Origin of the sequence: Sphingomonas sp. (assembly GCF_036731925.1) — a bacterium.
Lineage (GTDB): Bacteria > Pseudomonadota > Alphaproteobacteria > Sphingomonadales > Sphingomonadaceae > Sphingomonas.
In genome coordinates this window covers 359514-382272 of sequence record NZ_DAINDJ010000001.1, presented here as the reverse complement: position 1 = coordinate 382272, position 22759 = coordinate 359514, and the positions used below count along the sequence as shown (strand labels likewise).

31 protein-coding genes are annotated in these 22759 nt (G+C 67.6%); 14 read left to right on the top strand and 17 right to left on the bottom strand.

The window, feature by feature from the left end; genetic code table 11:
• Positions 1-28: 28 nt before the first annotated feature.
• The 5 genes from V7E00_RS01855 to V7E00_RS01835 form a co-directional block, all read right to left on the bottom strand.
• Complete coding sequence (locus V7E00_RS01855; RefSeq protein ID WP_333571001.1) at positions 29-583, bottom strand: F0F1 ATP synthase subunit B family protein; 555 nt, start codon at positions 581-583, stop codon at positions 29-31.
• A complete protein-coding gene (locus tag V7E00_RS01850) occupies positions 576-1070 on the bottom strand; it encodes a F0F1 ATP synthase subunit B family protein (protein WP_333571000.1) in 495 nt (164 codons plus the stop codon). The genes V7E00_RS01855 and V7E00_RS01850 overlap by 8 nt, the downstream gene beginning before the upstream one ends.
• A gap of 21 nt (positions 1071-1091) precedes the next feature.
• Complete coding sequence (locus tag V7E00_RS01845) at positions 1092-1304, bottom strand: F0F1 ATP synthase subunit C (protein WP_010544368.1); 213 nt, start codon at positions 1302-1304, stop codon at positions 1092-1094.
• Between the two features lie 66 nt (positions 1305-1370).
• Positions 1371-2129: a F0F1 ATP synthase subunit A gene (locus V7E00_RS01840; protein WP_333572361.1), complete on the bottom strand. Its 759-nt coding sequence runs from the start codon at positions 2127-2129 to the stop codon at positions 1371-1373.
• A gap of 20 nt (positions 2130-2149) precedes the next feature.
• Complete coding sequence (locus tag V7E00_RS01835) at positions 2150-2443, bottom strand: AtpZ/AtpI family protein (protein WP_443019129.1); 294 nt, start codon at positions 2441-2443, stop codon at positions 2150-2152.
• A 287-nt stretch (positions 2444-2730) separates the two neighbouring features.
• On the opposite strand from V7E00_RS01835, the gene radC reads away from it, so the two are divergent.
• Positions 2731-3414 (top strand): RadC family protein, encoded by a 684-nt coding sequence (gene radC / locus V7E00_RS01830; protein ID WP_333570999.1) that lies wholly within the window; start codon positions 2731-2733, stop codon positions 3412-3414.
• Positions 3415-3478: 64 nt separating this feature from the next.
• Here radC and V7E00_RS01825 read toward each other — a convergent pair whose 3' ends face one another.
• Entirely contained in the window at positions 3479-3910 is a 432-nt protein-coding gene (locus tag V7E00_RS01825; RefSeq protein ID WP_333570998.1) for a hypothetical protein, read from the bottom strand.
• A gap of 119 nt (positions 3911-4029) precedes the next feature.
• Positions 4030-4524, bottom strand: a complete 495-nt coding sequence (locus V7E00_RS01820) for an SspB family protein (protein ID WP_333570997.1) — start codon at positions 4522-4524, stop codon at positions 4030-4032.
• 72 nt (positions 4525-4596) lie between these two features.
• Between V7E00_RS01820 and hisB the strand changes: the two genes are divergently transcribed.
• The 6 genes from hisB to V7E00_RS01790 all read left to right on the top strand — a co-directional run bounded on the left by hisB (position 4597) and on the right by V7E00_RS01790 (position 8361).
• A complete protein-coding gene (gene hisB, locus V7E00_RS01815; protein ID WP_333570996.1) occupies positions 4597-5184 on the top strand; it encodes an imidazoleglycerol-phosphate dehydratase HisB in 588 nt (195 codons plus the stop codon).
• Positions 5184-5468: a YciI family protein gene (locus tag V7E00_RS01810; RefSeq protein ID WP_333570995.1), complete on the top strand. Its 285-nt coding sequence runs from the start codon at positions 5184-5186 to the stop codon at positions 5466-5468. Before hisB ends, V7E00_RS01810 begins: the two co-directional genes overlap by 1 nt.
• Positions 5465-6067: an imidazole glycerol phosphate synthase subunit HisH gene (gene hisH / locus V7E00_RS01805; RefSeq protein ID WP_333570994.1), complete on the top strand. Its 603-nt coding sequence runs from the start codon at positions 5465-5467 to the stop codon at positions 6065-6067. The genes V7E00_RS01810 and hisH overlap by 4 nt, the downstream gene beginning before the upstream one ends.
• A 234-nt stretch (positions 6068-6301) precedes the next feature.
• Positions 6302-7039: a 1-(5-phosphoribosyl)-5-[(5-phosphoribosylamino)methylideneamino]imidazole-4-carboxamide isomerase gene (gene hisA, locus V7E00_RS01800; protein ID WP_333570993.1), complete on the top strand. Its 738-nt coding sequence runs from the start codon at positions 6302-6304 to the stop codon at positions 7037-7039.
• A 259-nt stretch (positions 7040-7298) separates the two neighbouring features.
• Complete coding sequence (gene hisF, locus V7E00_RS01795; protein WP_333570992.1) at positions 7299-8060, top strand: imidazole glycerol phosphate synthase subunit HisF; 762 nt, start codon at positions 7299-7301, stop codon at positions 8058-8060.
• Positions 8061-8121: 61 nt separating this feature from the next.
• Entirely contained in the window at positions 8122-8361 is a 240-nt protein-coding gene (locus V7E00_RS01790; protein WP_333570991.1) for a hypothetical protein, read from the top strand.
• 77 nt (positions 8362-8438) lie between these two features.
• Here V7E00_RS01790 and V7E00_RS01785 read toward each other — a convergent pair whose 3' ends face one another.
• Positions 8439-8840, bottom strand: coding sequence for a YbaN family protein (locus tag V7E00_RS01785; RefSeq protein WP_443019167.1), 402 nt, complete (start codon positions 8838-8840; stop codon positions 8439-8441).
• A 108-nt stretch (positions 8841-8948) separates the two neighbouring features.
• On the opposite strand from V7E00_RS01785, the gene V7E00_RS01780 reads away from it, so the two are divergent.
• The 3 genes from V7E00_RS01780 (at position 8949) to V7E00_RS01770 (ending at position 11496) form a co-directional block, all read left to right on the top strand.
• Positions 8949-9266: a phosphoribosyl-ATP diphosphatase gene (locus V7E00_RS01780; RefSeq protein ID WP_333570990.1), complete on the top strand. Its 318-nt coding sequence runs from the start codon at positions 8949-8951 to the stop codon at positions 9264-9266.
• A 168-nt stretch (positions 9267-9434) separates the two neighbouring features.
• Complete coding sequence (locus V7E00_RS01775) at positions 9435-9812, top strand: histidine triad nucleotide-binding protein (RefSeq protein ID WP_333570989.1); 378 nt, start codon at positions 9435-9437, stop codon at positions 9810-9812.
• Between the two features lie 130 nt (positions 9813-9942).
• Complete coding sequence (locus V7E00_RS01770; RefSeq protein WP_333570988.1) at positions 9943-11496, top strand: amino acid permease; 1554 nt, start codon at positions 9943-9945, stop codon at positions 11494-11496.
• A 79-nt stretch (positions 11497-11575) separates the two neighbouring features.
• Here the strand turns inward: V7E00_RS01770 and V7E00_RS01765 are convergent, their stop codons facing one another.
• A complete protein-coding gene (locus V7E00_RS01765; RefSeq protein ID WP_333570987.1) occupies positions 11576-12574 on the bottom strand; it encodes an adenosine kinase in 999 nt (332 codons plus the stop codon).
• 81 nt (positions 12575-12655) lie between these two features.
• Between V7E00_RS01765 and V7E00_RS01760 the strand changes: the two genes are divergently transcribed.
• Positions 12656-13039, top strand: a complete 384-nt coding sequence (locus V7E00_RS01760; protein WP_443019128.1) for a hypothetical protein — start codon at positions 12656-12658, stop codon at positions 13037-13039.
• Positions 13040-13205: 166 nt separating this feature from the next.
• Here V7E00_RS01760 and V7E00_RS01755 read toward each other — a convergent pair whose 3' ends face one another.
• From V7E00_RS01755 to V7E00_RS01740, 4 genes are all read right to left on the bottom strand, one after another.
• Positions 13206-14180, bottom strand: a complete 975-nt coding sequence (locus V7E00_RS01755) for a quinone oxidoreductase family protein (RefSeq protein ID WP_333570985.1) — start codon at positions 14178-14180, stop codon at positions 13206-13208.
• Between the two features lie 14 nt (positions 14181-14194).
• Positions 14195-15967 (bottom strand): SLC13 family permease, encoded by a 1773-nt coding sequence (locus tag V7E00_RS01750; protein ID WP_333570984.1) that lies wholly within the window; start codon positions 15965-15967, stop codon positions 14195-14197.
• Positions 15968-16041: 74 nt separating this feature from the next.
• On the bottom strand, positions 16042-16512 hold the full coding sequence (locus V7E00_RS01745; RefSeq protein ID WP_333570983.1) for a DUF1203 domain-containing protein: 471 nt from the start codon (positions 16510-16512) through the stop codon (positions 16042-16044).
• A gap of 188 nt (positions 16513-16700) precedes the next feature.
• Positions 16701-16913 (bottom strand): hypothetical protein, encoded by a 213-nt coding sequence (locus V7E00_RS01740; protein WP_066720093.1) that lies wholly within the window; start codon positions 16911-16913, stop codon positions 16701-16703.
• 146 nt (positions 16914-17059) lie between these two features.
• On the opposite strand from V7E00_RS01740, the gene V7E00_RS01735 reads away from it, so the two are divergent.
• On the top strand, positions 17060-17239 hold the full coding sequence (locus V7E00_RS01735; RefSeq protein WP_333570982.1) for a hypothetical protein: 180 nt from the start codon (positions 17060-17062) through the stop codon (positions 17237-17239).
• A gap of 68 nt (positions 17240-17307) precedes the next feature.
• Positions 17308-19026, top strand: a complete 1719-nt coding sequence (locus V7E00_RS01730) for a DEAD/DEAH box helicase (RefSeq protein ID WP_333570981.1) — start codon at positions 17308-17310, stop codon at positions 19024-19026.
• Positions 19027-19219: 193 nt separating this feature from the next.
• Here V7E00_RS01730 and V7E00_RS01725 read toward each other — a convergent pair whose 3' ends face one another.
• The 4 genes from V7E00_RS01725 to rpiB all read right to left on the bottom strand — a co-directional run bounded on the left by V7E00_RS01725 (position 19220) and on the right by rpiB (position 22286).
• Positions 19220-19942, bottom strand: coding sequence for an RNA methyltransferase (locus tag V7E00_RS01725; RefSeq protein ID WP_443019127.1), 723 nt, complete (start codon positions 19940-19942; stop codon positions 19220-19222).
• On the bottom strand, positions 19939-20400 hold the full coding sequence (nrdR, locus tag V7E00_RS01720) for a transcriptional regulator NrdR (RefSeq protein ID WP_064311935.1): 462 nt from the start codon (positions 20398-20400) through the stop codon (positions 19939-19941). The genes V7E00_RS01725 and nrdR overlap by 4 nt, the downstream gene beginning before the upstream one ends.
• 129 nt (positions 20401-20529) lie before the next feature.
• Positions 20530-21837 (bottom strand): serine hydroxymethyltransferase, encoded by a 1308-nt coding sequence (gene glyA / locus V7E00_RS01715; protein ID WP_333570979.1) that lies wholly within the window; start codon positions 21835-21837, stop codon positions 20530-20532.
• Positions 21834-22286 (bottom strand): ribose 5-phosphate isomerase B, encoded by a 453-nt coding sequence (gene rpiB, locus V7E00_RS01710; protein WP_333570978.1) that lies wholly within the window; start codon positions 22284-22286, stop codon positions 21834-21836. The genes glyA and rpiB overlap by 4 nt, the downstream gene beginning before the upstream one ends.
• Before the next feature lie 53 nt (positions 22287-22339).
• Between rpiB and V7E00_RS01705 the strand changes: the two genes are divergently transcribed.
• On the top strand, positions 22340-22603 hold the full coding sequence (locus V7E00_RS01705) for a hypothetical protein (RefSeq protein WP_333570977.1): 264 nt from the start codon (positions 22340-22342) through the stop codon (positions 22601-22603).
• The last annotated feature ends 156 nt before the right edge of the window (positions 22604-22759 follow it).

Sequence of the window (22759 nt, the reverse complement as noted above, 5' to 3'; positions counted from 1 at the left end):
CTTAGCACGGGCCGCGTGGCTGGCCAGCTCAGTTGAGCCGGCCCAGCCCGGCGATGGTCTTGTCGACCAGCGCCTTGTCGGCCTCGGCGCCGTGCTTTTCCGCGATCACCGCAGCGGCGGCGGTCGTGGCGGCATCGGCGGCCTTGGTCCGGATCGCCTGGATCGCGCTGCGCTCGGCGGCGGCGATCTTGTCCTCGGCCATCCGGGTACGACGCGCGATCAGCTCCGCCGCATCCGCCTCTGCCTTGGCCTGCATCGCAGCAGCCTCGGCCTGGGCATTGGCGATGACGGCCTTGGCGTCCGCATCGCTCGACGCAGTGCGCGCCTTCGCCTCGGCGAGCATCGCCTCGGCTTCCGCGCGCAGCTTCGACGCTTCGTCGAGCTGGGTGCGGATCTTGGAAATCTGCTTGTCGAGCATGGCGCCGATCATGCTCGGCACCTTCTTGACCAGGATGATCAGCACCACGACCAGCATGGACAGCGCCACGAAGCCCGGGGCGGTGATCACGCCGAACACTGCCGGCTCGTGGTGGAGTTCGGCGGTGCCGGTCGAGGCGGTCATCGATTCAGTATGTTCAGCCATGGGCAAGCGCCGCCTTCACCTTCTGTTCGACGCTGGCGCGGTCGACCGCGACACCCGAGACGCGGGCGACGATCGCTTCGACGGCCTCGACCGTCGCCGCTTCGATTTCGCCGATCGCCGCCTGCTCGCGCTCGGCGATCGTGCGGGTCGCATCGGCCAGCCGCGCCTCATCGGCCGCGGTGGCAGCCTTGAGCTTGGCTTCGGCGGCGGTCGCCGCCTGCGCCTTGGCGCCGGCGGTCACCCGCAGCGCCTCGGCACGGGCAGCTTCCAGCCCCGCCTGATAGGCCTCGTCCGCAGCGCGGGCGGCGTCGCGCGCCGCTTCGGCTGCCGCGAGGTCGCCGGCGATGCGAGCGGAGCGATCTTCCATCGTCCGCTCGATCTTCGGGACCATCGCCTTGCCGATCCCGAAGTAGATCAGGGCAAATACGATCGCGAGCCAGAAGACCTGCGAGGCGTAGATCTCCGGGATCTGATCTAACTGGGGCATCGGCCGAGGCCTCCGTTCTGCTTACTTGACGACGAAGAGGATCAGGATCGCGACGACGAACGCGATCAGGCCCAGCAGTTCCGACGCGGCGAAACCGATGAACAGGCGGCCCTGCTGGCCGTCTGCCGCACCCGGGTTGCGCAGCGCGCCTTCGAGGAACGAACCGAACACGTTGCCCACGCCGAGCGCGGCGAGGCCGATACCGATCGCAGCCAGGCCGGCACCGATGTACATTGCACCCAGATCAGTCATTTCTAGCTCCCTAGATAATCTTAAAATTCAAAGCGAAAACGGGTCGACTTAGTGCAGGTGCACCGCGTCGTGGAGATACAGCGAGGTCAGCAGCGCGAAGACATAGGCCTGAATCGCGCAGACCAGCAGCTCGAGCGCGCTGACGCCGACGATCATGGCGAAGCTCAGCACACCCACCAGGCCGCCAAGCGGCGTGCCGCTGGTGAAGCCCTGGACGACGAAGCTGCCAAACACCTCGAGCAGGATGTGCCCCGCGGTCATCGCGACGAACAGTCGCAGACCCAGCGAGAACGGACGCACCAGGAACGAGACCAGCTCGACGGGGATGATCACCGGCATCAGCCAGCCCGGCGCGCCGTGCGGCACGAACAGCGAGAAGAACTTGAAGCCGTGCTTGATCAGGCCGACCGCGAGGACGATGCCGAACGAGAAGAAGGCGAGCACCGCGGTGACCGTGATATGGCTGGTCACCGCGAAGGTGTGCAGCCCCGGCAGCACCGCCAGCGGCAGCACGCCGACCAGGTTGGCGAACAGGATGAAGAAGAACAGCGAGAAGATGTACGGCGCGAACTTCTTGCCGCCCTTGCCGATGTTCACGTTGACCATCGAGTCGATGAACCCGACCGCGCCTTCCACCATCAGCTGCCACTTGCCCGGGATCAGCTTGCGCTGCATGCCGCCCACCATGAAGAGGAACAGCAGCGCGGCGACCACGAACATGAACAGCGCCGAGTTGGTGAAGGAGATGTCATAGCCGAACAGGTCGATATGCCGGCCCAGTACGGGCTCGACCTTGAACTGCTCCATCGGATCGATTTTGCCGGCGCTCACTCTGCGCGCTCCTTCGAAATCTTGTAGATGTTGCGAAACGCCACGATCACGCTGAGCACCAGCAGGATCAGGAGCCCCCACGGGCTCGTATCCAGCCAGCGATCCAGCGCGAAGCCGATCACCCCGCCGCCCAGCGGTGCGCCGATCAGTTCGGCGAGCACCCGCGAGCCCTGCTTGTAGCCCTTTTCGGGCTTGCGCACCGGCGTCTGGCCATCACGCACCGCTGCCTTCGCATCGGCGATGCGTCGGTCGAGGTCGGAACGGATAGGGTCGTCAGACAAAGCGAGCACGGCGATCCAGATATGAAAAAGCCGCCGCGCAGCGGGCGGGCGACATACAGCATCGCAAGCCAATGGCCGCGACGTGATGGCGCTTTAGGAAGACCAATCGACCGAGTCAACCGTTGCAGCATCCTGCGCTTCATTGCCGATTCATGTGCGCCAGCCGTGTTCGCAGGCGCGGAAATCCGCCGTTTGTGTCCGGCGCGATGCCATGGCCGGTCGCCAGCCCCTCCCGCACGCGCCCGCTTCGTGCCGGTGGATTGCAGGCCTGCCGCCGCACCTGCATAGTCGCGGGGATGTCTGCCGACCCTCCCGACAATAGCGGCCACCGCGCGCGGCTGCGGCAACGCCTGTTCGAGGGCGGACCGGAGGCGCTGCTCGATCACGAGCTGATCGAATATCTGCTGGCGCTGACCATCCCGCGCAAGGACACCAAGCCGCTTGCCAAGACGCTGCTGAAGGAGTTTGGCGGCCTGCCCGGCCTGCTCGCCGCCGATGCGGAGGCGATGCTGCGGATCGAGGGGGTGAAGGACACCCAGATCGCTGCGCTGAAGGCCGTTCATGCCGCAGCGTTGCGGCTGCTCCAGGCCAGGGTCCGCGAACAGCCGGTGCTGGCGAACTGGCAGGCGCTGCTCGACTATCTGCGCGCCGACATGGCCCCGCACGCGATCGAGCGGGTGCGCGTGCTCCATCTGAACACCCGGAACATGCTGATCCGGGACGAATTGATGAACGAAGGTTCGATCGACGAGGCACCGCTCTATGTCCGCCAGGTGATCGCCCGGGCGCTGCATCTGGGCTCGGCGGCGCTGATCCTGGTCCACAACCACCCCTCGGGCGACCCGAGCCCGAGCCGCGCCGACATCGATGTGACGCGCAAGATTGCCGAGGCGGGCAAGCCGCTCGGCATCGTGGTGCACGATCACATCATCATCGGCAGCGAAGGCCATGCGAGTCTAAGGGCGAAGGGACTGATTTAGGGGAGACTCGCGGATTGGGCGCCAGCAAGCGCCTGCCCGCCAATGTTTGGCTATTACCGAGATATCACAGCCAACTATCGCTGAACGACATGCTGGCGACGAAGGCCGCCGTAGCGGCATAGGTGACACTAAACACACTCAAGGCGGCAGCTGGCGCCCTTGCGCCTTTGATCCGGTAGATGAGGTAGCCAGAGGCTAGGATCTGCGCGCCCAGGAATAGGTTTAGACCAAGGCTGAGCGGGGTTGAGCTGCCAACGGCACGCACCTCGCCGCGCATGATTCCGGCAAGCGCTACCAGCAGTTCACTTGCAGCGAAGAGCGCCAGGAACCACAATAGCGCACGCCGACGCATTATCGCACAAAGCACGATCCCGACGGCAAAGGCGAACAGTCCGATCGCGGGCACAAGGGTCAGCACACCGCCACTAAAAGGCATCATGGCTGCACCAAGATACCAGGTCGGGAGCGCCGTAAACAGCCAAATCGCGTCGCCCATGAAGCCCCTCCGCGCATCGATCGCCGCTACGCGCGCCAGAAACGAAACCTTCTGCTTCCTAACGAGAGGTAGGGGTGCAGTTCTCCTGCGGAAGGGAGCAGCCGCGGCCGACTCTGCCCTTACTTCTTCCGCTTGAAGTCCACCGACACGACGTTCGAGCCGTCCTCGGCCGGCTTGGCCACCGGGCCGTCGCCGTCATTTTCGGCGTCGTCATGCTCGTGCGGTTCGGGGCCCTCGGGGCCTTCGCTCGCCTGGAAGCGCAGCTCGAAATTCACCGCCGGATCGTGGAAGCCCGTGATGGCCGCGAACGGAATCGTCAGGATCGACGGGATCTGGTTGAAGCTGAGCCCTACCGAGAATTTCCGGTCGTCCACCGTCAGGTCCCAGTAGCGGTGCTGGAGGACGATGGTCATCTCGTCCGGGAACCGCTCCATCAGCCGCTGCGGGATGTCGACCCCGGGCGCCTGCGTCTTGAAGGTGATGTAGAAATGATGCGCGCCCGGCAGGCCGCCCGACTGCGCCACCGAGCCGAGCACACGGCCCACCACGGCGCGCAGGGCCTCCTGCACGATCTCGTCATACGGAATCAAACTATCGGGCACGGTCCCTGTCATGCCCCCTTGGGTAGCGGCTGGAAAATTGCGGTCAAGATTGCATGCACCGCTGGCCACGTTATGTGCACCCGCATGCGCACCGCGACGATCAGCCGGAAGACCAGCGAAACCTCGATCGACGTCACCGTCAATCTCGACGGCACCGGCGTCTACACCATCCACACGGGCATCGGATTCTTCGATCACATGCTCGAGCAGCTCAGCCGTCACTCGCTGATCGACATGGACGTGAAGACGGTGGGCGACCTCCATATCGACCAGCACCATACGGTGGAGGACACCGGGCTCGCGATCGGCGAAGCCATTGCCAAGGCACTCGGCGACAAGAAGGGCATCCGCCGCTACGCCGATGCGCTGTCGCCGATGGACGAGACGCTGACCCGCGTCGCGATCGACATTTCCGGCCGCCCCTATCTCGTGTGGAAGACCGAATTCTCGCAGAAGAAGCTCGGCGAGATGGATACCGAGATGTTCGAGCACTGGTTCCACAGCTTCGCCCAGACCGCCGGCGTGACGCTGCACGTCGAGACGCTGTACGGGAGCAACAACCACCATATCGCCGAAGCCGCGTTCAAGGGTCTCGCCCGCGCGCTGCGCGAGGCGGTGGAGATCGATCCGCGCAAGGCGGATGCCATCCCGTCGACCAAGGGAGTGCTGTGATGATCCTCGTGCTGCTGACCTACAAGGTGGACATTGCCCAGATCGACGCGCTGCGCCCCGCGCATGTCGACTGGCTCAAGCAGGGTCTTGCCGATGGCCGCCTTCTGATGGCGGGCCGCAAGGTGCCGGTGACCGGCGGGCTGTTCATGGCGCGCGGATCACTGGAAGAAGTGAGGGCCTGGGCAGCCGGCGACCCCTTCGCGACCGCCGGTGCGGCCGAGTACGAATTCATCGAAGTCGCCCCGAGCATCCTCGCGCCGGGGCTGGAAGCGCTCGGCCAGTGAGCGTCGCGCTGATCGATTACGGCGCGGGCAACCTCCACTCGGTCCACAATGCGCTGAAGGCCGCGGGTGCGGCCAACATCGCGGTGACCGCCGACCCGGCCGTGGTGCTGGGTGCAGACCGCGTGGTGCTGCCCGGCGTCGGGGCGTTCGGCGCCTGCGCCTCCGGCCTGCGCGCGCTGCCGGGCATGATCGAGGCGCTGGAGACGCGGGTGCTGCGCGACGCGGTGCCGTTCCTCGGCGTGTGCGTCGGCATGCAGCTGCTCGCCACCACCGGCGAGGAACTGGGCAGCCATGCCGGGCTCGGCTGGATTCCCGGCACGGTGCGCCAGCTTCCCGCCAGCGCGGATCTGCGCGTGCCGCACATGGGCTGGAACGACGTGGTGCCGGTGGCCGACCACCCGCTGATCGAGCGCGGCGAAGCCTATTTCCTCCACAGCTTCGCCTTTGACGGCGCGGGCGTGCTCGCCACCACCGAACATGGCGGCCCGGTGACCGCCGCGATCGGCCGCGACAATATCGTCGGCCTGCAGTTCCACCCCGAAAAGAGCCAGCGCTACGGCATCGCGCTGCTCGAACGATTCCTCGCCTGGACGCCTTAGAATGCCTTGCCTCATTCCCGTGTGTTGTGGAGCTGTCGGGGGCTGCAAACCAACCCGTCATCCCCGCGAAGGCGGGGATCCATTGGCGCTGAATTCAAAGTTCCTTCCCCTGGCGGTCCGGCGAATGGATTCCCGCCTTCGCGGGAATGACGGCGGTTTCTTGGCGGGCGCTTTCTCCTTCGACATCCGTCGCAATAAGCCTGCCTCAAACGACAAGGCAGTTTGGAAACACCAATGACCCTGCACATCTTCCCCGCCATCGATCTCAAGGCCGGCCAGGTCGTTCGCCTCGCCGAAGGCGACATGGCCCGCGCCACGGTGTACGGCGACGACCCCGCCGCCCAGGCCGCGCTGTTCGCCCAAGCCGGTGCCGAATGGCTGCACGTCGTTGACCTCGATGGCGCGTTCGCGGGCGAGTCGGTGAACGGCCAGGCCGTCGCCGGGATCCTCGCGAACACGCCGGGCAAGGTGCAGCTCGGCGGCGGCATCCGAAACCGCGAGTCGATCGCGCGCTGGCTCGACATGGGTGTTACCCGCGTCGTGATCGGCACCGCCGCGCTGGAGAATCCGGACCTCGTCCGCGAAGCCGCGCGCGCGCATCCCGGCCAGGTCGTGGTCGCGGTGGACGCGCGTGACGGCATGGTCGCCACGCATGGCTGGGCCGATGTGTCGGACGTGAGCGTGGTCGATCTCGCCCGCCGCTTCGAGGACGCCGGCGTCGCTGCGCTGCTGTTCACCGATGTCGGTCGCGACGGCCTGCTCAAGGGCTGCAATGTCGAGGCGACCGTGGCGCTCGCCCGCGCCGTCTCGATCCCGGTGATCGCCAGTGGCGGCGTTACCGACATCCACGACATCCATGCGCTGCGGAAGCATGTAGCCGACGGCATCGAAGGCGTGATCTCGGGCCGCGCGCTCTATGACGGCCGGCTCGACCTCGCCGAGGCGATTGCGGCGGGCCGCGGGGACGCATGAGGTTCACGCGAAGGCGCGAAGGCGCGAAGAAGATTTGGTTCACGCGGAGGCGCGGAGACGCGGAGAGAGAAATTTGCCGCGGCAGCGGCACGTTCCCGCAGCATCTTCAGCGCGCTGAAGGGTGGAGTTTGGCGGCTGTCGCCGCCGCTGGCTGCCAAACCTCCGCGTCTCCGCGCCTCCGCGTGAACCAGCCTTCTCTTCTTCGTGCCTTCGCGCCTTCGCGTGAAACCCATCCTGCCCCAATGCCGGAGACCCGCGCATGACCGTTCGCGCCCGCGTGATCCCCTGCCTCGACGTGGCGAACGGCCGTGTCGTCAAGGGCGTCAACTTCGTCGAGCTGCGCGACGCCGGCGATCCGGTCGAGCAGGCCCGCGCCTATGACGCGGCGGGCGCCGACGAGCTCTGCTTCCTCGACATCACCGCCAGCCACGAGGCGCGCGGCACGATCCTCGACGTGGTGCGCCGCACCGCCGAGGTGTGCTTCATGCCGCTCACCGTCGGCGGCGGCGTGCGCAGCGTCGAGGATGCCCGCGCGCTGCTGCTGGCGGGCGCGGACAAGGTTGCGGTGAACAGCGCCGCGGTGTCGCGGCCGGAAGTGGTGGCCGAGATCGCCGACCGCATGGGGAGCCAGTGCGTCGTCGCCTCGGTCGACGCGCGGCGGACCGGCGACGGGCGCTGGGAGGTGTTCACCCATGGCGGCCGCCGCGAAACCGGGATCGACGCGGTCGAGCACGCGCTGCGCCTTGCCGAACTGGGCGCGGGCGAGCTGCTCGTCACCTCGATGGACCGCGACGGCACCCGCGACGGCTATGACCTGGAGCTCATCCGCACCATCGCCGACCAGGTGACGGTGCCGGTGGTCGCCTCGGGCGGCGTCGGCGGGCTGGACGATCTCGTCGCGGGTATCCGCGACGGCCATGCCTCGGCGGTGCTGGCGGCCTCGATCTTCCACTTCGGCCAGGCGACGATTGCGGAAGCGCATGCCGCGCTGGCGGCGGCGGGGATTCCGGTTCGGAGGTAGACTCCCGGATGTCGCCTAGCGCCCAGTAGCGGACATACTTTTGCGGCGTTAGGATTGCCGAATGAACGTCACTGGCATCACGGTCTGCATGTTCGTCGCGTCTGACGGTCTGACGCGCTACTCAGTCCGGAAGCGACCAGACGGACTATTTGTAATCGTTCACGACGGTGCAACCCTTGAGGACGGTACTCAGCCCTACTGGATGGAAGACCGACTATTGAGCGGCTTGTTTGGCGATCTAAGCGCAGCCGAACGCGAGCTCGAGCTTCTGATCGGGGATGAATGGACGCGGGAAGTCTGATCCGCGAACGTCCGCTCTCCACCACTTTCAGCCATTCCGCGCCCCTTCAAAGCAGTCGCGAGCACGCATCGCCCGACTCAAACCGCCGTCGGCCGGCTCAGCACATACCACGCGCACCCCAGCATCGCCGCCGCCACGCCGACCGCCAGCCACGGCCCCGGCCGCGCGCCCCAGGCGAACAGGCCGTAGCCGAGCGCCATGCCCGCGCACGCCATCGCCTTGCCCTTGCGCGGGATCGCGCCCTGTTCGCGCCACGCCACCAGCGTCGGCCCGAATCGCGGATGGTCGAGCAGCCACGCTTCCAGCCGCGGCGAGGAGCGGGCGAAGCACCCGGCGGCGAGGATCAGGAAGATCGTCGTCGGCATCAGCGGCAGCAGCGCGCCGATGAAGCCTAGCGCCACGAACACCAACCCCAGCACCAGCCACAAGGGCCGCGACAGCCGCCCCTGCCCTGCCCCCGATTCGCGTTCCTGCACCATCGTCATCCCGCCCTGCTGCCGCGAATCGCTCGCAGCTACCATAAGGGAAGCACCGCAATCCCGCGCCCCAGGATTGACAGCGCCGCACGCCTCCCGCAGCCGGAGACCATGGCCGACCTTCTCGACACGCTCGAACAGACCATCCGCGACCGCCGCCTGGGCGATCCCGCGACCAGCTATGTCGCCAAGCTCACCGCCCGCGGCCGCGCCAAGATCGCGCAGAAGCTGGGCGAGGAAGCCACCGAAGCGGTGATCGCCGCGATCCAGGACGATCGCGAGGAACTGGTGAAGGAGTCGGCGGACCTGATCTTCCACCTGCTCGTGCTGCTCGCCGACATGGGGCTCGGCCTCGACGACGTGCGCGCCGAGCTGGCGCGGCGCGAGGGCGTGTCCGGCATCGCCGAAAAGGCGGCGCGGAACGGTTAGGCACTTCCCGCCCCTCGATCCTCCCCTGTAAGGGGAGGTGGAAGGCCGCAGGCCTGACGGAGGGGTGTCCCCGCTGAGAGCGGGGACTTCGGGCTCGACCGGTTACACCCCTCCGTCGCGCTGCGCGCGCCACCTCCCCTTGCAGGGGAGGATCGAAGGAGCTCACCAATGCCGATCGACCCGACCCAGCCCTATGACGACCAGAACGTCTTCGCGAAGATCCTGCGCGGGGAGATCCCGGCGAAGAAGGTCTATGAGGACGCATACGCCATCGCCTTCCACGACATCGCGCCCCAGGCGCCGCACCACCTGCTGGTCATCCCCACCGGAGCCTATGTCAGCTGGGACGACTTCTCGGGAAATGCCACGGATGCCGAGATCGCCGGTTTCGTTCGGGCGGTAGGCGAAGTGGCCCGGGCAGCGGGCATGGTGGAACCCGGCTATCGCCTGCTCGCCAACACCGGCCTCGATGCGGGCCAGGAAGTGCCGCACCTGCACGTCCATATCTTCGCCGGGCAGCCGCTCGGGCCGATGCTCGCCCGGTAATTGCGCACGGGCGCAACATTGTTTCGCATCGGCACGCCGTAAGGGATTGCGCGGGCCGCGTTTGGGGCTAGGCTCGCGCCTTTACCAATTTGGGGGCGGCGCAACGCTCGCCGCATAGGGGATCAGGGAAATGATATTCGGGCGCGTAAAGCCTCTCGATGCCATTCTAGCTACCGCCGAAAAGAAGTCGCTCCACCGCTCGCTCGGCGCCTTCCAGCTGACCATGCTCGGCATCGGCGCGGTGATCGGCACCGGCATCTTCGTGCTCACCGCCGAAGCCGCCCAGAAGGCCGGCCCGGGCATGATGGTCTCGTTCGTCATCGCCGGCTTCGTCTGCGCGGTGGCAGCCCTTTGTTACGCCGAAATGGCGGCGATGGTGCCGGTTTCGGGTTCCGCCTACACCTACAGCTATGCGGTGATGGGCGAGCTGGTCGCCTGGATGGTCGGCTGGGCGCTGATCCTCGAATATGCGATTGCGGCGGGGGCCGTATCGGTCGGCTGGTCCGGCTACATGATGGGCTTCATCCAGCATAATTTCGGCATCGAGGTGCCGCTGGCGCTGATCCGCGGACCGTTCGACGGCGGCATGATCAACCTGCCGGCAATGGCGGTGGCCGCGATCGTCACCGCGCTGCTGGTCAAGGGCACCAAGGAGAGCGCCACGGTCAACGCGGTGCTGGTCGGCATCAAGATCCTCGCGCTGGCGATGTTCGTGATCGTCACGATTCCGGTGCTGAAGACCGGCCAGTTCACGCCGTTCGCCCCGCTCGGCTTTGCCGGCATCTCGGGCGCCGCCGCCTCGATCTTCTTCGCCTATGTCGGCTTCGACGCGGTCTCGACCGCCGCGGAGGAAACCAAGAACCCGCAGCGCAACATGCCGATCGGCCTGATCGGCAGCCTCGCCATCTGCACCATCTTCTACATGCTGGTCGCCTCCGGCGTGATCGGCACCGTCGGCGCGCAGCCGGTCCATGGTCCCGCCGGCGAAGTCCTCTCGCCCGGCACGCCGGCACTGTCGCAGGCGTGTGCGGCGCTTTCCGAACAGGCGGTGGTCTGCTCGAAGGAGGCGCTGGCCTGGACGCTGCGGTCGATCGGCCATCCGTTCCTCGGCTGGCTGGTGGGTGCCGCGGCGATCATCGCCCTGCCTTCGGTCATCCTGATGATGATGTTCGGCCAGACCCGCATCTTCTTCGTGATGAGCCGCGACGGCCTGCTGCCCGAGTTCTTCTCGCGCGTGCACCCGAAGTTCCACACGCCGCACGTCATCACCATTCTCACCGGCATCTTCGTGTCGCTGTTCGCCGCCTTCTTCCCGGTGGGCCTGCTGGCCGACGTGTCGAATTCGGGCACGCTGTTCGCCTTCGCGGCGGTGTCCATCGCGGTGATCGTGCTGCGCAAGACCGATCCGAGCCGCCATCGTCCGTTCCGCACCCCGGCAATCATGGTGACGGCGCCGATCGCGATCGCGGGCTGCGTGTATCTGTTCTTCAGCCTCTCCGGACCGACGATCGGGCTGTTCTTCGGCTGGGCGGCCGTCGGCCTGGTGGTCTATTACTCCTATAGCCGTTCGCGCAGCCATGTCGGCCGCGGCATCGTCGACGTGCCGGAAGCGGATGCGGACGCCCCGCCCCAGCCGGTGCCGCCGATCGGCGACGCGCATACGCCGGGCTACAAGGACGCCTGATCTCCGGATCGCATGCACAAAAAGAAAGGGCCGGAGGAGCGATCCTCCGGCCCTTCTTCTTTGGGTGAAGCGGAAAGCCTCAGCCGACCTTGGCGGCGGCGAGCGCCTTCAGGTCCTTCTCGGCGCGGGCGCCGTAGTGCTGGATGATTTCCGCTGCGCAGATCGCGCCGAGGCGGAGCGACTCTTCCAGGCCCCTGCCCTGGGCCTGGCCGTGCAGGAAGCCCGCGGCGAACATGTCGCCCGCACCGGTGGTGTCGACCAGCGCGCTGATCGGCTCGGCGGGAACTTCGACCCGCTCGTCGCCCTGCAGGGCAATCGCACCCTTCTCGCTGCGGGTGACGACGAGTAGCGGCACCTTGCCATGGATGTGCTGCACCGCTGCCTCAAAATCCTCATGCCCGCACAGCGCGAGCAGCTCGGCCTCGTTGGCGAACAGGATGTCGATCAGGCCGTCGGCGATCAGCTTGCGGAAATCGTCGCCGTGGCGCGAGATGCAGAACACGTCCGACAGGGTGAAGGCGACCTTGCGGCCCGCGGCACGGGCGATGTCGATCGCCTTGCGCATCGCGGCGCGCGGCTCTTCCGGATCCCACAGATAGCCTTCGAGATAGAGGATCGCGCCGTTCGCGATCATCGTCTCGTCCAGCGCGGCGGCCGGCAGGAACTGCGAGGCGCCGAGGAAGGTGTTCATCGTGCGCTGGCCGTCCGGCGTCACGAAGATCAGGCAGCGCGCGGTGGTCGGCTGGCCGGGGCGCACCGCGGTGTCGAAATGCACGCCCGCCGCGCGGATGTCGTGCGCGAAGACGGTGCCGAGCTGATCGTCCGCCACCTGGCCGATGAACGCCGCCTTGCCGCCGAGTGCCGCGATGCCCGCGACGGTGTTCGCCGCCGAGCCGCCGGAAACCTCGCGGCCCGGGCCCATCTTGGCGTAGAGCGCGTCTGCCTCTTCGGGCGAGAACATCAGCTGCATCGAACCCTTGGGTACGCCGATCGATTCGATGAAGGCGTCGTCGGCCTGGGCGAGAATGTCGACGATGGCATTGCCGATCGCGACCACGTCAAAGCTGGGATTGGTCAAGGTTTGGGGCTCCAATTGAATTGGCGTCGCCGTAGAGAGAGGCCGCAAAGAGTGCAACCAAGGGAAAGCCGTTTGAACCCCATGCGTATCGCCAAGCCGTCCGTGCCGCTGGTCGCGCTGCTGCTCGCCGCCTGTTCGGGCACCGTGCCGCCCGCCCGCCCGGCCGGCCCGCTGCCCGTGCCCGGCCGGGTGCCGGTGCCGGAGCAACCGGCGAACCTCGCGCCGATCCGTGGCCTCAATGCCGCCCAGCTGCTGGCCCGCTTCGGCCAGCCCCGTCTGGACGTGACCGAGGGGAAGGGCCGCAAGCTGCAGTTCGTCGGGCCGATTTGCGTACTCGATGCCTATCTCTACCCGCCCGAGCGTGGCGGCGGTGCGGCGGCCGTGACCTGGGTGGATGCGCGCCAGCGCGACGGCAGCCCGCTTGACCAGGCGAGCTGCGTCGCGGCGCTCAGCAAGCGGAAGTAAAGGGGCAGTCCGCCCGCCCACACGAAATCGTCGTCATTCCCGCGAAGGCGGGAATCCATTCGCCTGTGCGTCGGAGGAAAGAACCGCGGCTTCAGCGCCAATGGATCCCCGCCTTCGGGGGATGACGTGCTCTTATGTCTGATGCCGCCGCGCCGAATAGACGATCCTATGGCAGCAGGATCGTCGATCCCGTCGTCTGTCCGCCCTCGATGGCACGATGCGCTTCCGCCGCGTCCTGCAGTGCGAAGCGCTGGCCGATCTCCGGCTTCACCAAGCCCTTCTCCAGCATCTCGAAGAGGCGCGCTGCACCAGCGGCGCGTTCTTCCGGCGTGACATAGTAATCGAACAGCTTCGGCCGGGTGACGAACAGCGAGCCATGCTGGTTGAGCGTGGCGAGCTTGACGCCCTCCACCGATCCGCTGGCATTGCCATAGCTGATGATCAGCCCGCGCCGCGCCGCCGCGGCGAGCGAGGCTTCCCACGTCGCCTTGCCGATCCCGTCGAACACCACGGGGACGCCCGCGCCGCCGGTGATATCCTTCACCCGCGCGCCGACATCGTCCTGCCGCGAGAGCAGCACATGGTCGCAGCCGACCGCGCGCGCCTTCTCCACCTTGGCCTCGTGGCCCACCGTCCCGATCACCGTCGCGCCGATCCCCTTCAGCCAGCCGACCGCGATCTGGCCGACGCCGCCGGCGGCACTGTGGACCAGCACCGTCATGCCGGGCTGCACCTTGGCGGCACGCTCGACCATGAACTCCACGGTGCAGCCCTTGAGCAGCACGGCGGCGGCAGTCTCGCTGCTGATATCGTCCGGCAGCTTGAACAGGCTGTCGGCCTTGAGGTTGCGCGCGGTGGCATAGGCCCCCAGCGTCGGCCCGAAGGTCGCCGCGCGATCCCCGACCGCGAAGCCGGAGACCCCTGCGCCCACCGCTTCGATGACCCCCGCGCCCTCGACACCGATGCCCGAGGGCAGCTGCGCCGGATACACGCCGGTGCGGTGATACACGTCGATGAAATTGAGGCCCGCCGCTTCGGTGCGCAGCCGCACTTCGCCGGGACCGGGATCGGCCAGGTCGACGTCGACCCACTGCAGAACCTCGGGGCCACCGGTCTGCTCGAAGCGCATCATCCTTGCCATCGCCCAATCCTTCTTCAATGCACCGGCCACACGGCCATGATCAGCATCGTCCCTATCACCAGGACAAGCAGCGACAAGGGCGCCCCCAGCCGGGCATAATCCCCGAACTTATAGCCGCCAGGCCCCATCACCAGCGTGTTGCACTGGTGGCCGATCGGCGTGAGGAAGTCGCAGCCCGCGCCCACCGCCGTCGCCATCAGGAACGCCTCTGGCCGGTAGCCGAGCTCGCCCGCGAAGGTGGCGGCGATCGGCGCCATCACCAGCACGGTCGCGGCGTTGTTGAGGAACGGCGTCACCGCCATTGCCGCCGCCAGGATCAGCGCAACCGCCCCCCAGGGCGGCAGCGTGGCGGCGAGATGGCCGAGATTGTCTCCGATCACCTTGCTGGCACCCGTGGTGCGCAGCGAATCGCTCACGGGAATCAGTGCCCCGAGCATCACCAGGATAGGCCATTCGATATGCTCGTACGCCTCGCGCACCGGCAGCGCACCGAGCAGGATGGTGAGGCCCGCCGCCGCGAAGAATGCGACGGCCACCGGCACATAGCCGGTCGCCGTCGCCGCCATCGCCACGCCGAGGATGGCGAGCGGCAACAGGCCTTTCCGCGCACTGCCGAGCCGCAGCTCGCGCTGGGCGAGCGGCAGGCAGCCGAGCTCGCCCAGCCGCTCGAACAGCAGGTCGAGCGGCCCTTGCAGCACGATCACGTCACCGGCGCGCAACTCGATATCGCCGAGCCGCGCCGACAGCCGCTCGCCCTGGCGCGATACCGCGATCAGGTTCACGCCGAACCGCTCGTGCAGGCCGAGCCTGCCGGCGGTACGGCCGATCAGCGCCGAGTCGGTGCCGATCACCGCCTCGATCACACCGACTTCACTGGTGTTTCCTTCCGGCTTGGCGCGGTCCTGTCCCTCCAGCACCAGCGCATCGGTGGCGATCACCCGTTCGAGATCATCCGGCGCGCCGGCCAGGATCAGCACGTCGTCGGCGCGCAGCCTGTTGTCGGGAAAGGGCGTGCTGCGGATCCCGCCGCGCAGGATGGTGGTCACCGCCACGGCATGGTCGTGCCGCTCGCGGAATTCGGCAACGGTCTCGCCGACGGCGGCAGCCCCTTCGGGGACGGCGGCTTCGGTGACATAGTCCTCGATGTCCATCGCCTCGCCCAGAGTCGGCGCGGCGCGGCGGTCGCGGGGGATCAGGCGATAGGCGAAGCGCAGGAAGACGAGACCCACCAGCGTGAGGCCGAGCCCCACCGGCGCATAATCGAACATGCCGAAGGGCTGACCCGTCATCTCCTCGCGGACGCGGCTGACGATGATGTTGGGCGAGGTGCCGATCAGGGTGATGAGGCCGCCGAGCAGCGAGGCGAACGACATCGGCATCAGGAAGGTGGCCGGCGAAGCCTTGGAGCGCTTGGCCATCTGGAAGGCCACCGGCATCATCATCGCCAGCGCGCCGATATTCTTTACCAGCGCCGAGGCGAAGCCGACGCTGGCGCTGAGCAGCAGCAATTGCGAGCGCACCCGCGTCACCCGCCGCTGGAGCAGCAGCATCGCCCGCTCGATCACGCCGGATCGCTGGACGGCAGCGGAGAGCACGAGTGCCGATGCAACGATGATCACGATGTCGTCGGAAAAGCCGGTGAACGCTTCCTTGGGCTTCACCACGCCCACCGCGATCGCGGCAAGCAGCGCCAGCACCGCCACCATGTCGTAGCGAAGCTTGCCCGATATAAAGAGCAGCATCATGCCAGCCAGCACGACGAGCGACAGGATCTGGGGTGTGGTCAAGCGTTCCTCGCGGCAGGGGTGCGAGGAATGGAACGCTGCCCACGGGTCTTGGGTCCGGCCCTAGCGCCGCGAGGTCATTCGCTTCGCTCGACACGGGCGGCGTAGCAGCCGCGCTTGGCATAATGCGCGTGGAGATAGGCCACGTCGGCACGTGCAAGGAAGCGCAGGATTAGCGGCTCCAGCGCGGATCCGTCGGCGAGATCGGCATCGACCATTTCGCCTTCGGCATTGAAGGCGCGCAGCGAGATCGGCCGGATGCGGATCGCCTCCGGTAACGCGTCGATCAGGTCGAGCCGGGTTCGCGATTGCTCGCCGAGGAAGATCGCGTGGCTGGCGCGGTACGGCGTGTCGGCCGGCTGATGCTCGTAGTGCAGCAGCAGTGCCGTCTCGCCGGGTTCGAGATCGCGCACTCCGATGCGATCGGGAAAGCCGGGCGTGGCGTCGACGGTGTAGCGCCGGATGCCCCGCTCGGCCAAGGCTTCGTCGGAAAGACCCATGAGGTGCTCGAACGGTGCAGGATCGATGCCTTGAACGCGAAATGCCATGTCGGTCTCCTTGGTTGTGGAGAGGCATAGCGTTGTCGGCAAACCGGCACGTCCCGGTTTCTGCGCCCAAACCGGCTTGTACCGCTCCTGCGGCCTTGGTGTTTCCTCCCCCGCCCGGGGGAGGTCGGCAGCGAAGCGGGTCGGAAAGGGGGAGGATATGCTTTCGCTGTCGTGTGCTCAGGCCGCGCTCAATGCACTGTGCCCAGCACCTTGGGAACGGACAGCAGGACCACCAGCCGTTCGATCTGGCGCCAGCGGCAGAAATGCACGACATTGCCGAGATCGCGGCTCGCCTCGGCGCGCGCCGCGGCTTCCCCGCAGGCCGCATGGCCGAAGCGGCGAATCAGATCTGCCGCGTCGTGCACTTCGTCCCGATCGCTCAGATAGGGATAGACGTCCATTCCAACTCCAACACAAGGCCGAGCCCCCTAGCCCGTGCCGCGCTGATACACCGGTTTCCCTTCCCCGGCGGTGGACGAGGCTGGTGAACGCGCAAGCAACCATGTGCCGGGCTGGCGCGCGGCGGCATTTCGTGGCAAAGGACCCCATGCAGTCCACCCCTTCGCGTTCGCCGATGGCCGGCGGCTTCCTGTTGACGGCGAGCATTCTCGCCGGCGCAGTGGTCGGCGCCCTACGCGGGCAAGCGACGGTGGGGCTGCTGGCCGGGCTGGCGGTGGGGTTCGCCCTCACGCTCGCCGTCTGGCTGATCGATCGCGCGCGAGGTTAGAGGGGCGCGCCTGCAACACTGTATCGGGCTTGCGGTGCGCCGCGCGTAGCCCCAATTTTAGGGTCTCAATGTCTATTTCGAATCTACCGACGCGCCTCGCCGAGGCGCTGGAACAGCGTGGCTATTCCACGCTGACCCCCGTCCAGTCCGCCGTCCTGGAAGACCAGGCCGCGGGCCGCGACCTGATCGTTTCCGCCCAGACGGGCTCGGGCAAGACGGTCGCCTTCGGCCTCGCCATGGCGCCCGAACTGCTCGCCGGCGAAGAGATGCTGCCGCCCGCCGGTGCGCCGCTCGCCCTCATCATCGCGCCGACGCGCGAACTCGCGCTGCAGGTCAGCCGCGAGTTGATCTGGCTCTACAGCCCGGCAGGCGCGCGCATCGCCACCTGCGTGGGCGGCATGGACGCCTCCAAGGAGCGCCGCACGCTGAATCACGGCGCGCATATCGTCGTCGGCACCCCCGGCCGTCTGCGCGACCACCTCGAGCGTGGTGCGCTCGACCTCTCCAGCCTCCGCGCCGCCGTGCTCGACGAGGCGGACGAAATGCTCGACATGGGCTTCCGCGAAGAGCTGGAAGCGATCCTCGACGCAACGCCGGAAGACCGCCGCACGCTGCTCTTCTCGGCGACGATGCCACGCCCGATCGTGGCACTGGCCAAGCGCTACCAGCGCAACGCCTTCCAGATCACCACCAAGAGCGACGATCGCGGCCATGGCGACATCAGCTACCAGGCGGTGACCGTCGCCCCGGCCGATATCGAGCATGTCGTGATCAACCTGCTGCGCCTGCACGAGGCGGAAACGGCGATCCTGTTCTGCGCGACGCGCGACAATGTCCGCCACCTGCACGCCAGCCTGATGGAGCGCGGCTTCGCGGCCGTGGCGCTGTCCGGCGAGCATTCGCAGTCCGAGCGCAACCATGCGCTGCAGGCGCTGCGCGATCGCCGCGCCCGCGTCTGCGTCGCCACCGACGTTGCCGCGCGCGGCATCGATCTGCCGACGCTCACGCTCGTCGTCCATGTCGAGCTGCCGCGCGATGCGGAAACCCTGCAGCACCGTTCGGGCCGTACCGGCCGCGCGGGCAAGAAGGGCACCGCCGTCCTCATCGTCCCCTATCCGCGCCGCCGCCGCGTCGAGCAGATGCTGCACGGCGCGCGCATCCCCGCGGTCTGGATCGACGCGCCGACGCCCGAGCAGATCCGCGCGGCAGACCGCGAGCGGCTGATCGCCGCGTTGCTCCAGCCGATCGAGACGGATGAGGAAGACGTGGCCCTCGCCGAGCGCCTGCTCGCCGAGAAGACGCCGGCCGAGATCGCCGCCGCGCTGGTCCGCGCGCACCGCTCGCAGCTGCCCGAGCCCGAAGAGCTGATCGAGGCGACCCCGGAGGCGCGCCGCGCCGCGCAGCAGGAGCGTCATCGCCCCGGCTTCGACGACACGGTGTGGTTCCGTATGGACATCGGCCGTCGCCAGAACGCCGATCCGCGCTGGATCCTGCCGCTGATCTGCCGCCGCGGGCATATCACCCGCAACGAAGTCGGCGCGATCCGCATCGCGGCGAACGAGACGCACTTCCAGATCCCGGCCCCGCTGGCGGCGAAGTTCTCGGCCGCGGTCGACAAGTTCGCGCGCACCGCGGGCGACGACGATGACGGCATCCGCATCGAGCGTGCGACCGATGCACCGCAGCCGGGCGCGCGTGCCGACGGCCCGGTGCGTCGCGGTCCGCCGAACCGCAGCAACGCCAACGGCAAGCCCGGCGGCTTCCGCAAGGGCCCGCCGCGCCGCTGAGGGTTGAGAGATGCTCCCCCTCCCGACGTGGAAGGGGGAGCTGACCTTCTCACAGATACTTCGTCATCCCCGCGTAGGCGGGGATCCATTGGCGCTGACCCCGAGGTTCTTTCCTCCAGCGCACAGGCGAATGGATTCCCGCCTTCGCGGGAATGACGACGACAAGGTCACAGCGTGCTTCTGGCCGCTCGTCCTACTCCGCCCGGTGCCGCTTCCGGCCATCAAGCGCGGACAGCACGCCGCGCAGCGTGCGCAATTCCTGGCTCGACCAGCGCGGCTTGGTGAGCAGCGTGCGCAGCGTGCGCTTGGTCGAAGGCACGCGGGCCGGCGGGAAGAAATAGCCCGAATCTTCGAGCATCGCGTCGAGCTGGCCGATCATCCCGTCCAGTTCCTCCTGCGACGCCGGCGGCTCCAGATCGACCAGCGGCGGGCTCTCCAGCCCGACATGCTTCGACCATTCATAGGCGACCAGGATCACCGCCTGCGCCAGGTTCAGCGAACCGAATTCGGGGTTGATGGGCACGGTGATGATCGTGCGGGCAAGCGCCACATCGTCGGTCTCCAGGCCCGAACGCTCCGGCCCGAACAGGATCGCGCTGCGCGTCGGCGCGCCATGGATCTCGCGCGCAGCGATCTCGGGCGTCACCACCGGCTTGGTCACGCCCCGCTTGCGCACCGTGGTGGCATAGACATGCGTGCAGTCCGCCACCGCATCGGCGACGCTGTCGAACACCTGTGCCTTTTCCAGCACGATGTCGGCGCCGCTCGCCGCAGGCCCTGCCGAGGGGTTGGGCCAGCCGTCACGCGGCGAAACCAGCCGCATCTCGGTCAGCCCGAAGTTGAGCATGGCGCGCGCGGCCTTGCCGATATTCTCGCCCAGCTGCGGGCGGACGAGCACGATCACGGGGGAATTCAACTTTTGCCGACCTCGCTGACGTTACCGGCGAATTCCTCGAAATCCTTCGCCTCCCGGAAATCCTTATACACGCTGGCGAAGCGGATATAGGCTACCGAATCCAAGCCCTTGAGCGCTTCCATCACCAGCTCGCCGATGCGCTGGGAGGGGATCTCGCTCTCGCCCGTCGTCTCCAGCTGGCGCTGGATGCCGGAGACCAGTCGCTCGATCTGCGCGGGCTGGATCGGCCGCTTGCGGCACGCGGTGGAGACCGAACGCATCAGCTTCTCGCGCTCGAACGGCTCGCGGCGGTCTCCGCTCTTCACGACGGTCAGGTCACGCAACTGGATGCGCTCGAAGGTAGTGAAGCGCGCGCCGCACGCCTCGCACTGCCGGCGCCTGCGGATCGCCGCCCCGTCGTCGGTGGGGCGGCTATCCTTTACCTGGCTGGCTTCATTCGAACAGAAGGGGCAGCGCATATCAGCCCTCTCCCCATCGGGGAGAGGGAGGAGCCGCGAAGCGGCGGGGGGAGAGGGGCAGTGGGGAAAGGCCTTTCAGGCCCCTCTCCCCGGCCCTCTCCCCGCAAGCGGGGAGAGGGAGAAGCTGCATCAGCCGCCGTAGATCGGGAAGCGTTCGCACAGCGCGCGGACGCGGGCCTTCACATCGGCCTCGACCGCGGCGTCGCCCGCCTCGCCCTTGGTCCGCAGCCCGTCGAGCACGTCGGCGACCATGTTGCCGATCTCGCGGAACTCGGCGGGGCCGAAGCCACGGGTGGTGCCCGCCGGCGAGCCGACGCGGATACCGCTGGTCTTCATCGGCGGCAGCGGATCGTTGGGGATGCCGTTCTTGTTGCAGGTGATCGCCGCGCGCTCCAGCGCCTCGTCGGCGTCCTTGCCGGTCACGCCCAGCGGGGTGAGATCAACCAGCGCGAGGTGCGTGTCGGTGCCGCCCGAGACGAGGTTCGCACCGCGCTCCTTGAGCGTTGCCGCCAGCACCTTGGCGTTCTCGACGACCGCCGCGGCATAGCTCTCGAACTCGGGCTGCAGCGCCTCGCCGAACGCGACGGCCTTGGCGGCGATCACGTGCATCAGCGGGCCACCCTGCAGGCCCGGGAACACCGCCGAGTTGATCTTCTTGGCGATCGCCTCGTCATTGGTCATGATCATGCCGCCACGGGGGCCGCGCAGCGTCTTGTGCGTGGTGGTGGTGACGACATGGGCATGGCCGAACGGCGTCGGGTGCACGCCGCCGGCGACGAGGCCCGCAAAGTGCGCCATGTCGACCATGAACAGCGCGCCGACTTCGTCCGCAATCGCGCGGAAGCGGGCGAAATCGATCTGGCGCGGATAGGCCGAGCCGCCGGTGATGATGAGCTTGGGCTTGTGCTCACGGGCGAGCGCGGCGACTTGGTCATAGTCGATCAGGTGATCGTCCGGGCGCACGCCGTACTGGACCGCGTTGAACCACTTGCCGCTCATCGCCGCGCGGGCGCCGTGGGTCAGGTGGCCGCCGGCATCGAGACTGAGGCCGAGGATGGTGTCGCCCGGCTTGGTCAGCGCGAGCATCACCGCGCCATTGGCCTGCGCGCCCGAGTGCGGCTGGACGTTCGCGAAGCCGCAGTTGAACAGCTGCTTGGCGCGATCGATCGCCAGCTGCTCCACCTCGTCGGACGGGTGACAGCCCTGGTAGTAGCGCTTGCCCGGATAGCCCTCGGCGTACTTGTTGGTGAAGACCGAGCCCTGCGCCTCGAGCACCGCCTTGGAGACGATGTTCTCAGAGGCGATCAGCTCGATCTGGTGCTGTTCGCGCGCCATTTCATGCTCGACGCCGGCGAACACCGCCGGATCGACCTCGGCCAGCGATTTGGTGAAGAAGCCATCCGGCTGAAGGCCTGCCGTAACGGGGTTGGTGCTCATGCGGGGCTCCTTTCGGGGTTGCTCAGCTTCTCCACGCGGCGGACGTGCCGATCCCCGAGGAAAGCCGTTTCGAGAAATTGGGTGATGCACGCCTTGGCCATCTCGATGCCGATCATCCGCGCGCCGAGGGCGATGACATTGGCGTCGTTGTGCTCGCGCGCAAGGCCGGCAGAGAGCGGCTCGGAGACGAGCGCGCAGCGGGCAGCCGGGTTGCGGTTGACCGCGATCGAGATGCCGATGCCCGACCCGCACAGCGCGATGCCGAAGCGCGCCTCGCCGCTCTCGATCGCCTTGCCGAGGCGGTAGCCATAGTCCGGATAGTCGACGCTCTCGGGGCCGTTGGTGCCCAGATCGAGCACGTCATGGCCGAGACCGCGCAACCAATCGGCGAGTTCTGCCTTCATGGCGAAGGCGGCGTGATCCGATGCGAGGGCGATGCGGTGTTGCATGGCGCGCCCTCTACGCGCGTGTGCGCCCGCTGGCTAGACACCCAGGAGACCATATGCCGAAGACTCTGTCCCTTCTTTTGCCGGCGCTCGCCCTCGGCCTTGCCGCCTGCTCGCCGAGCACCGAGGACCGGGTGGATAACTCGCTCGATCGTGCCGGCGATTCGCTGGCCTACGCCGCAGACCGGCTCGGCGACCGGATCGAAAACCGCGCCGATGCGGCGGGCAAGGCGATCCGCGAGGGGGCCGACGACACCGGCGACGCGCTGGCAAACGGCGTGGACCGCACCGGCAACGCGATCGACGACGCGGCGCACTGACGCTTCTTTCCCTCTCCCCGACGGGGAGAGGGAGGGGCCCGCCGCCGCAGCGGTGGGAGGGAGAGGGGCAAAGCAAGGCGCTGCCTCGCGCGGCTGCTGCGCAGCCGCTCACCCTCTCCAAGCTGCGCTGGCGCTGCCGCGCCAAGCTTCCCTATC

What these genes read in the sequence shown, in the direction of transcription:
- V7E00_RS01855 (WP_333571001.1), bottom strand. Translation starts at nt 583, where the DNA reads ATGGCTGAACATACTGAATCGATGACCGCCTCGACCGGCACCGCCGAA.
- V7E00_RS01850 (WP_333571000.1), bottom strand. Translation starts at nt 1,070, where the DNA reads ATGCCCCAGTTAGATCAGATCCCGGAGATCTACGCCTCGCAGGTCTTC.
- V7E00_RS01845 (WP_010544368.1), bottom strand. Translation starts at nt 1,304, where the DNA reads ATGTACATCGGTGCCGGCCTGGCTGCGATCGGTATCGGCCTCGCCGCG.
- V7E00_RS01840 (WP_333572361.1), bottom strand. Translation starts at nt 2,129, where the DNA reads ATGGAGCAGTTCAAGGTCGAGCCCGTACTGGGCCGGCATATCGACCTG.
- radC (WP_333570999.1), top strand. Translation starts at nt 2,731, where the DNA reads ATGTCTGCCGACCCTCCCGACAATAGCGGCCACCGCGCGCGGCTGCGG.
- V7E00_RS01825 (WP_333570998.1), bottom strand. Translation starts at nt 3,910, where the DNA reads ATGGGCGACGCGATTTGGCTGTTTACGGCGCTCCCGACCTGGTATCTT.
- V7E00_RS01820 (WP_333570997.1), bottom strand. Translation starts at nt 4,524, where the DNA reads ATGACAGGGACCGTGCCCGATAGTTTGATTCCGTATGACGAGATCGTG.
- hisB (WP_333570996.1), top strand. Translation starts at nt 4,597, where the DNA reads ATGCGCACCGCGACGATCAGCCGGAAGACCAGCGAAACCTCGATCGAC.
- V7E00_RS01810 (WP_333570995.1), top strand. Translation starts at nt 5,184, where the DNA reads ATGATCCTCGTGCTGCTGACCTACAAGGTGGACATTGCCCAGATCGAC.
- hisA (WP_333570993.1), top strand. Translation starts at nt 6,302, where the DNA reads ATGACCCTGCACATCTTCCCCGCCATCGATCTCAAGGCCGGCCAGGTC.
- hisF (WP_333570992.1), top strand. Translation starts at nt 7,299, where the DNA reads ATGACCGTTCGCGCCCGCGTGATCCCCTGCCTCGACGTGGCGAACGGC.
- V7E00_RS01790 (WP_333570991.1), top strand. Translation starts at nt 8,122, where the DNA reads ATGAACGTCACTGGCATCACGGTCTGCATGTTCGTCGCGTCTGACGGT.
- V7E00_RS01785 (WP_443019167.1), bottom strand. Translation starts at nt 8,840, where the DNA reads ATGGTGCAGGAACGCGAATCGGGGGCAGGGCAGGGGCGGCTGTCGCGG.
- V7E00_RS01780 (WP_333570990.1), top strand. Translation starts at nt 8,949, where the DNA reads ATGGCCGACCTTCTCGACACGCTCGAACAGACCATCCGCGACCGCCGC.
- V7E00_RS01775 (WP_333570989.1), top strand. Translation starts at nt 9,435, where the DNA reads ATGCCGATCGACCCGACCCAGCCCTATGACGACCAGAACGTCTTCGCG.
- V7E00_RS01770 (WP_333570988.1), top strand. Translation starts at nt 9,943, where the DNA reads ATGATATTCGGGCGCGTAAAGCCTCTCGATGCCATTCTAGCTACCGCC.
- V7E00_RS01760 (WP_443019128.1), top strand. Translation starts at nt 12,656, where the DNA reads ATGCGTATCGCCAAGCCGTCCGTGCCGCTGGTCGCGCTGCTGCTCGCC.
- V7E00_RS01755 (WP_333570985.1), bottom strand. Translation starts at nt 14,180, where the DNA reads ATGGCAAGGATGATGCGCTTCGAGCAGACCGGTGGCCCCGAGGTTCTG.
- V7E00_RS01745 (WP_333570983.1), bottom strand. Translation starts at nt 16,512, where the DNA reads ATGGCATTTCGCGTTCAAGGCATCGATCCTGCACCGTTCGAGCACCTC.
- V7E00_RS01740 (WP_066720093.1), bottom strand. Translation starts at nt 16,913, where the DNA reads ATGGACGTCTATCCCTATCTGAGCGATCGGGACGAAGTGCACGACGCG.
- V7E00_RS01735 (WP_333570982.1), top strand. Translation starts at nt 17,060, where the DNA reads ATGCAGTCCACCCCTTCGCGTTCGCCGATGGCCGGCGGCTTCCTGTTG.
- V7E00_RS01730 (WP_333570981.1), top strand. Translation starts at nt 17,308, where the DNA reads ATGTCTATTTCGAATCTACCGACGCGCCTCGCCGAGGCGCTGGAACAG.
- nrdR (WP_064311935.1), bottom strand. Translation starts at nt 20,400, where the DNA reads ATGCGCTGCCCCTTCTGTTCGAATGAAGCCAGCCAGGTAAAGGATAGC.
- glyA (WP_333570979.1), bottom strand. Translation starts at nt 21,837, where the DNA reads ATGAGCACCAACCCCGTTACGGCAGGCCTTCAGCCGGATGGCTTCTTC.
- rpiB (WP_333570978.1), bottom strand. Translation starts at nt 22,286, where the DNA reads ATGCAACACCGCATCGCCCTCGCATCGGATCACGCCGCCTTCGCCATG.
- V7E00_RS01705 (WP_333570977.1), top strand. Translation starts at nt 22,340, where the DNA reads ATGCCGAAGACTCTGTCCCTTCTTTTGCCGGCGCTCGCCCTCGGCCTT.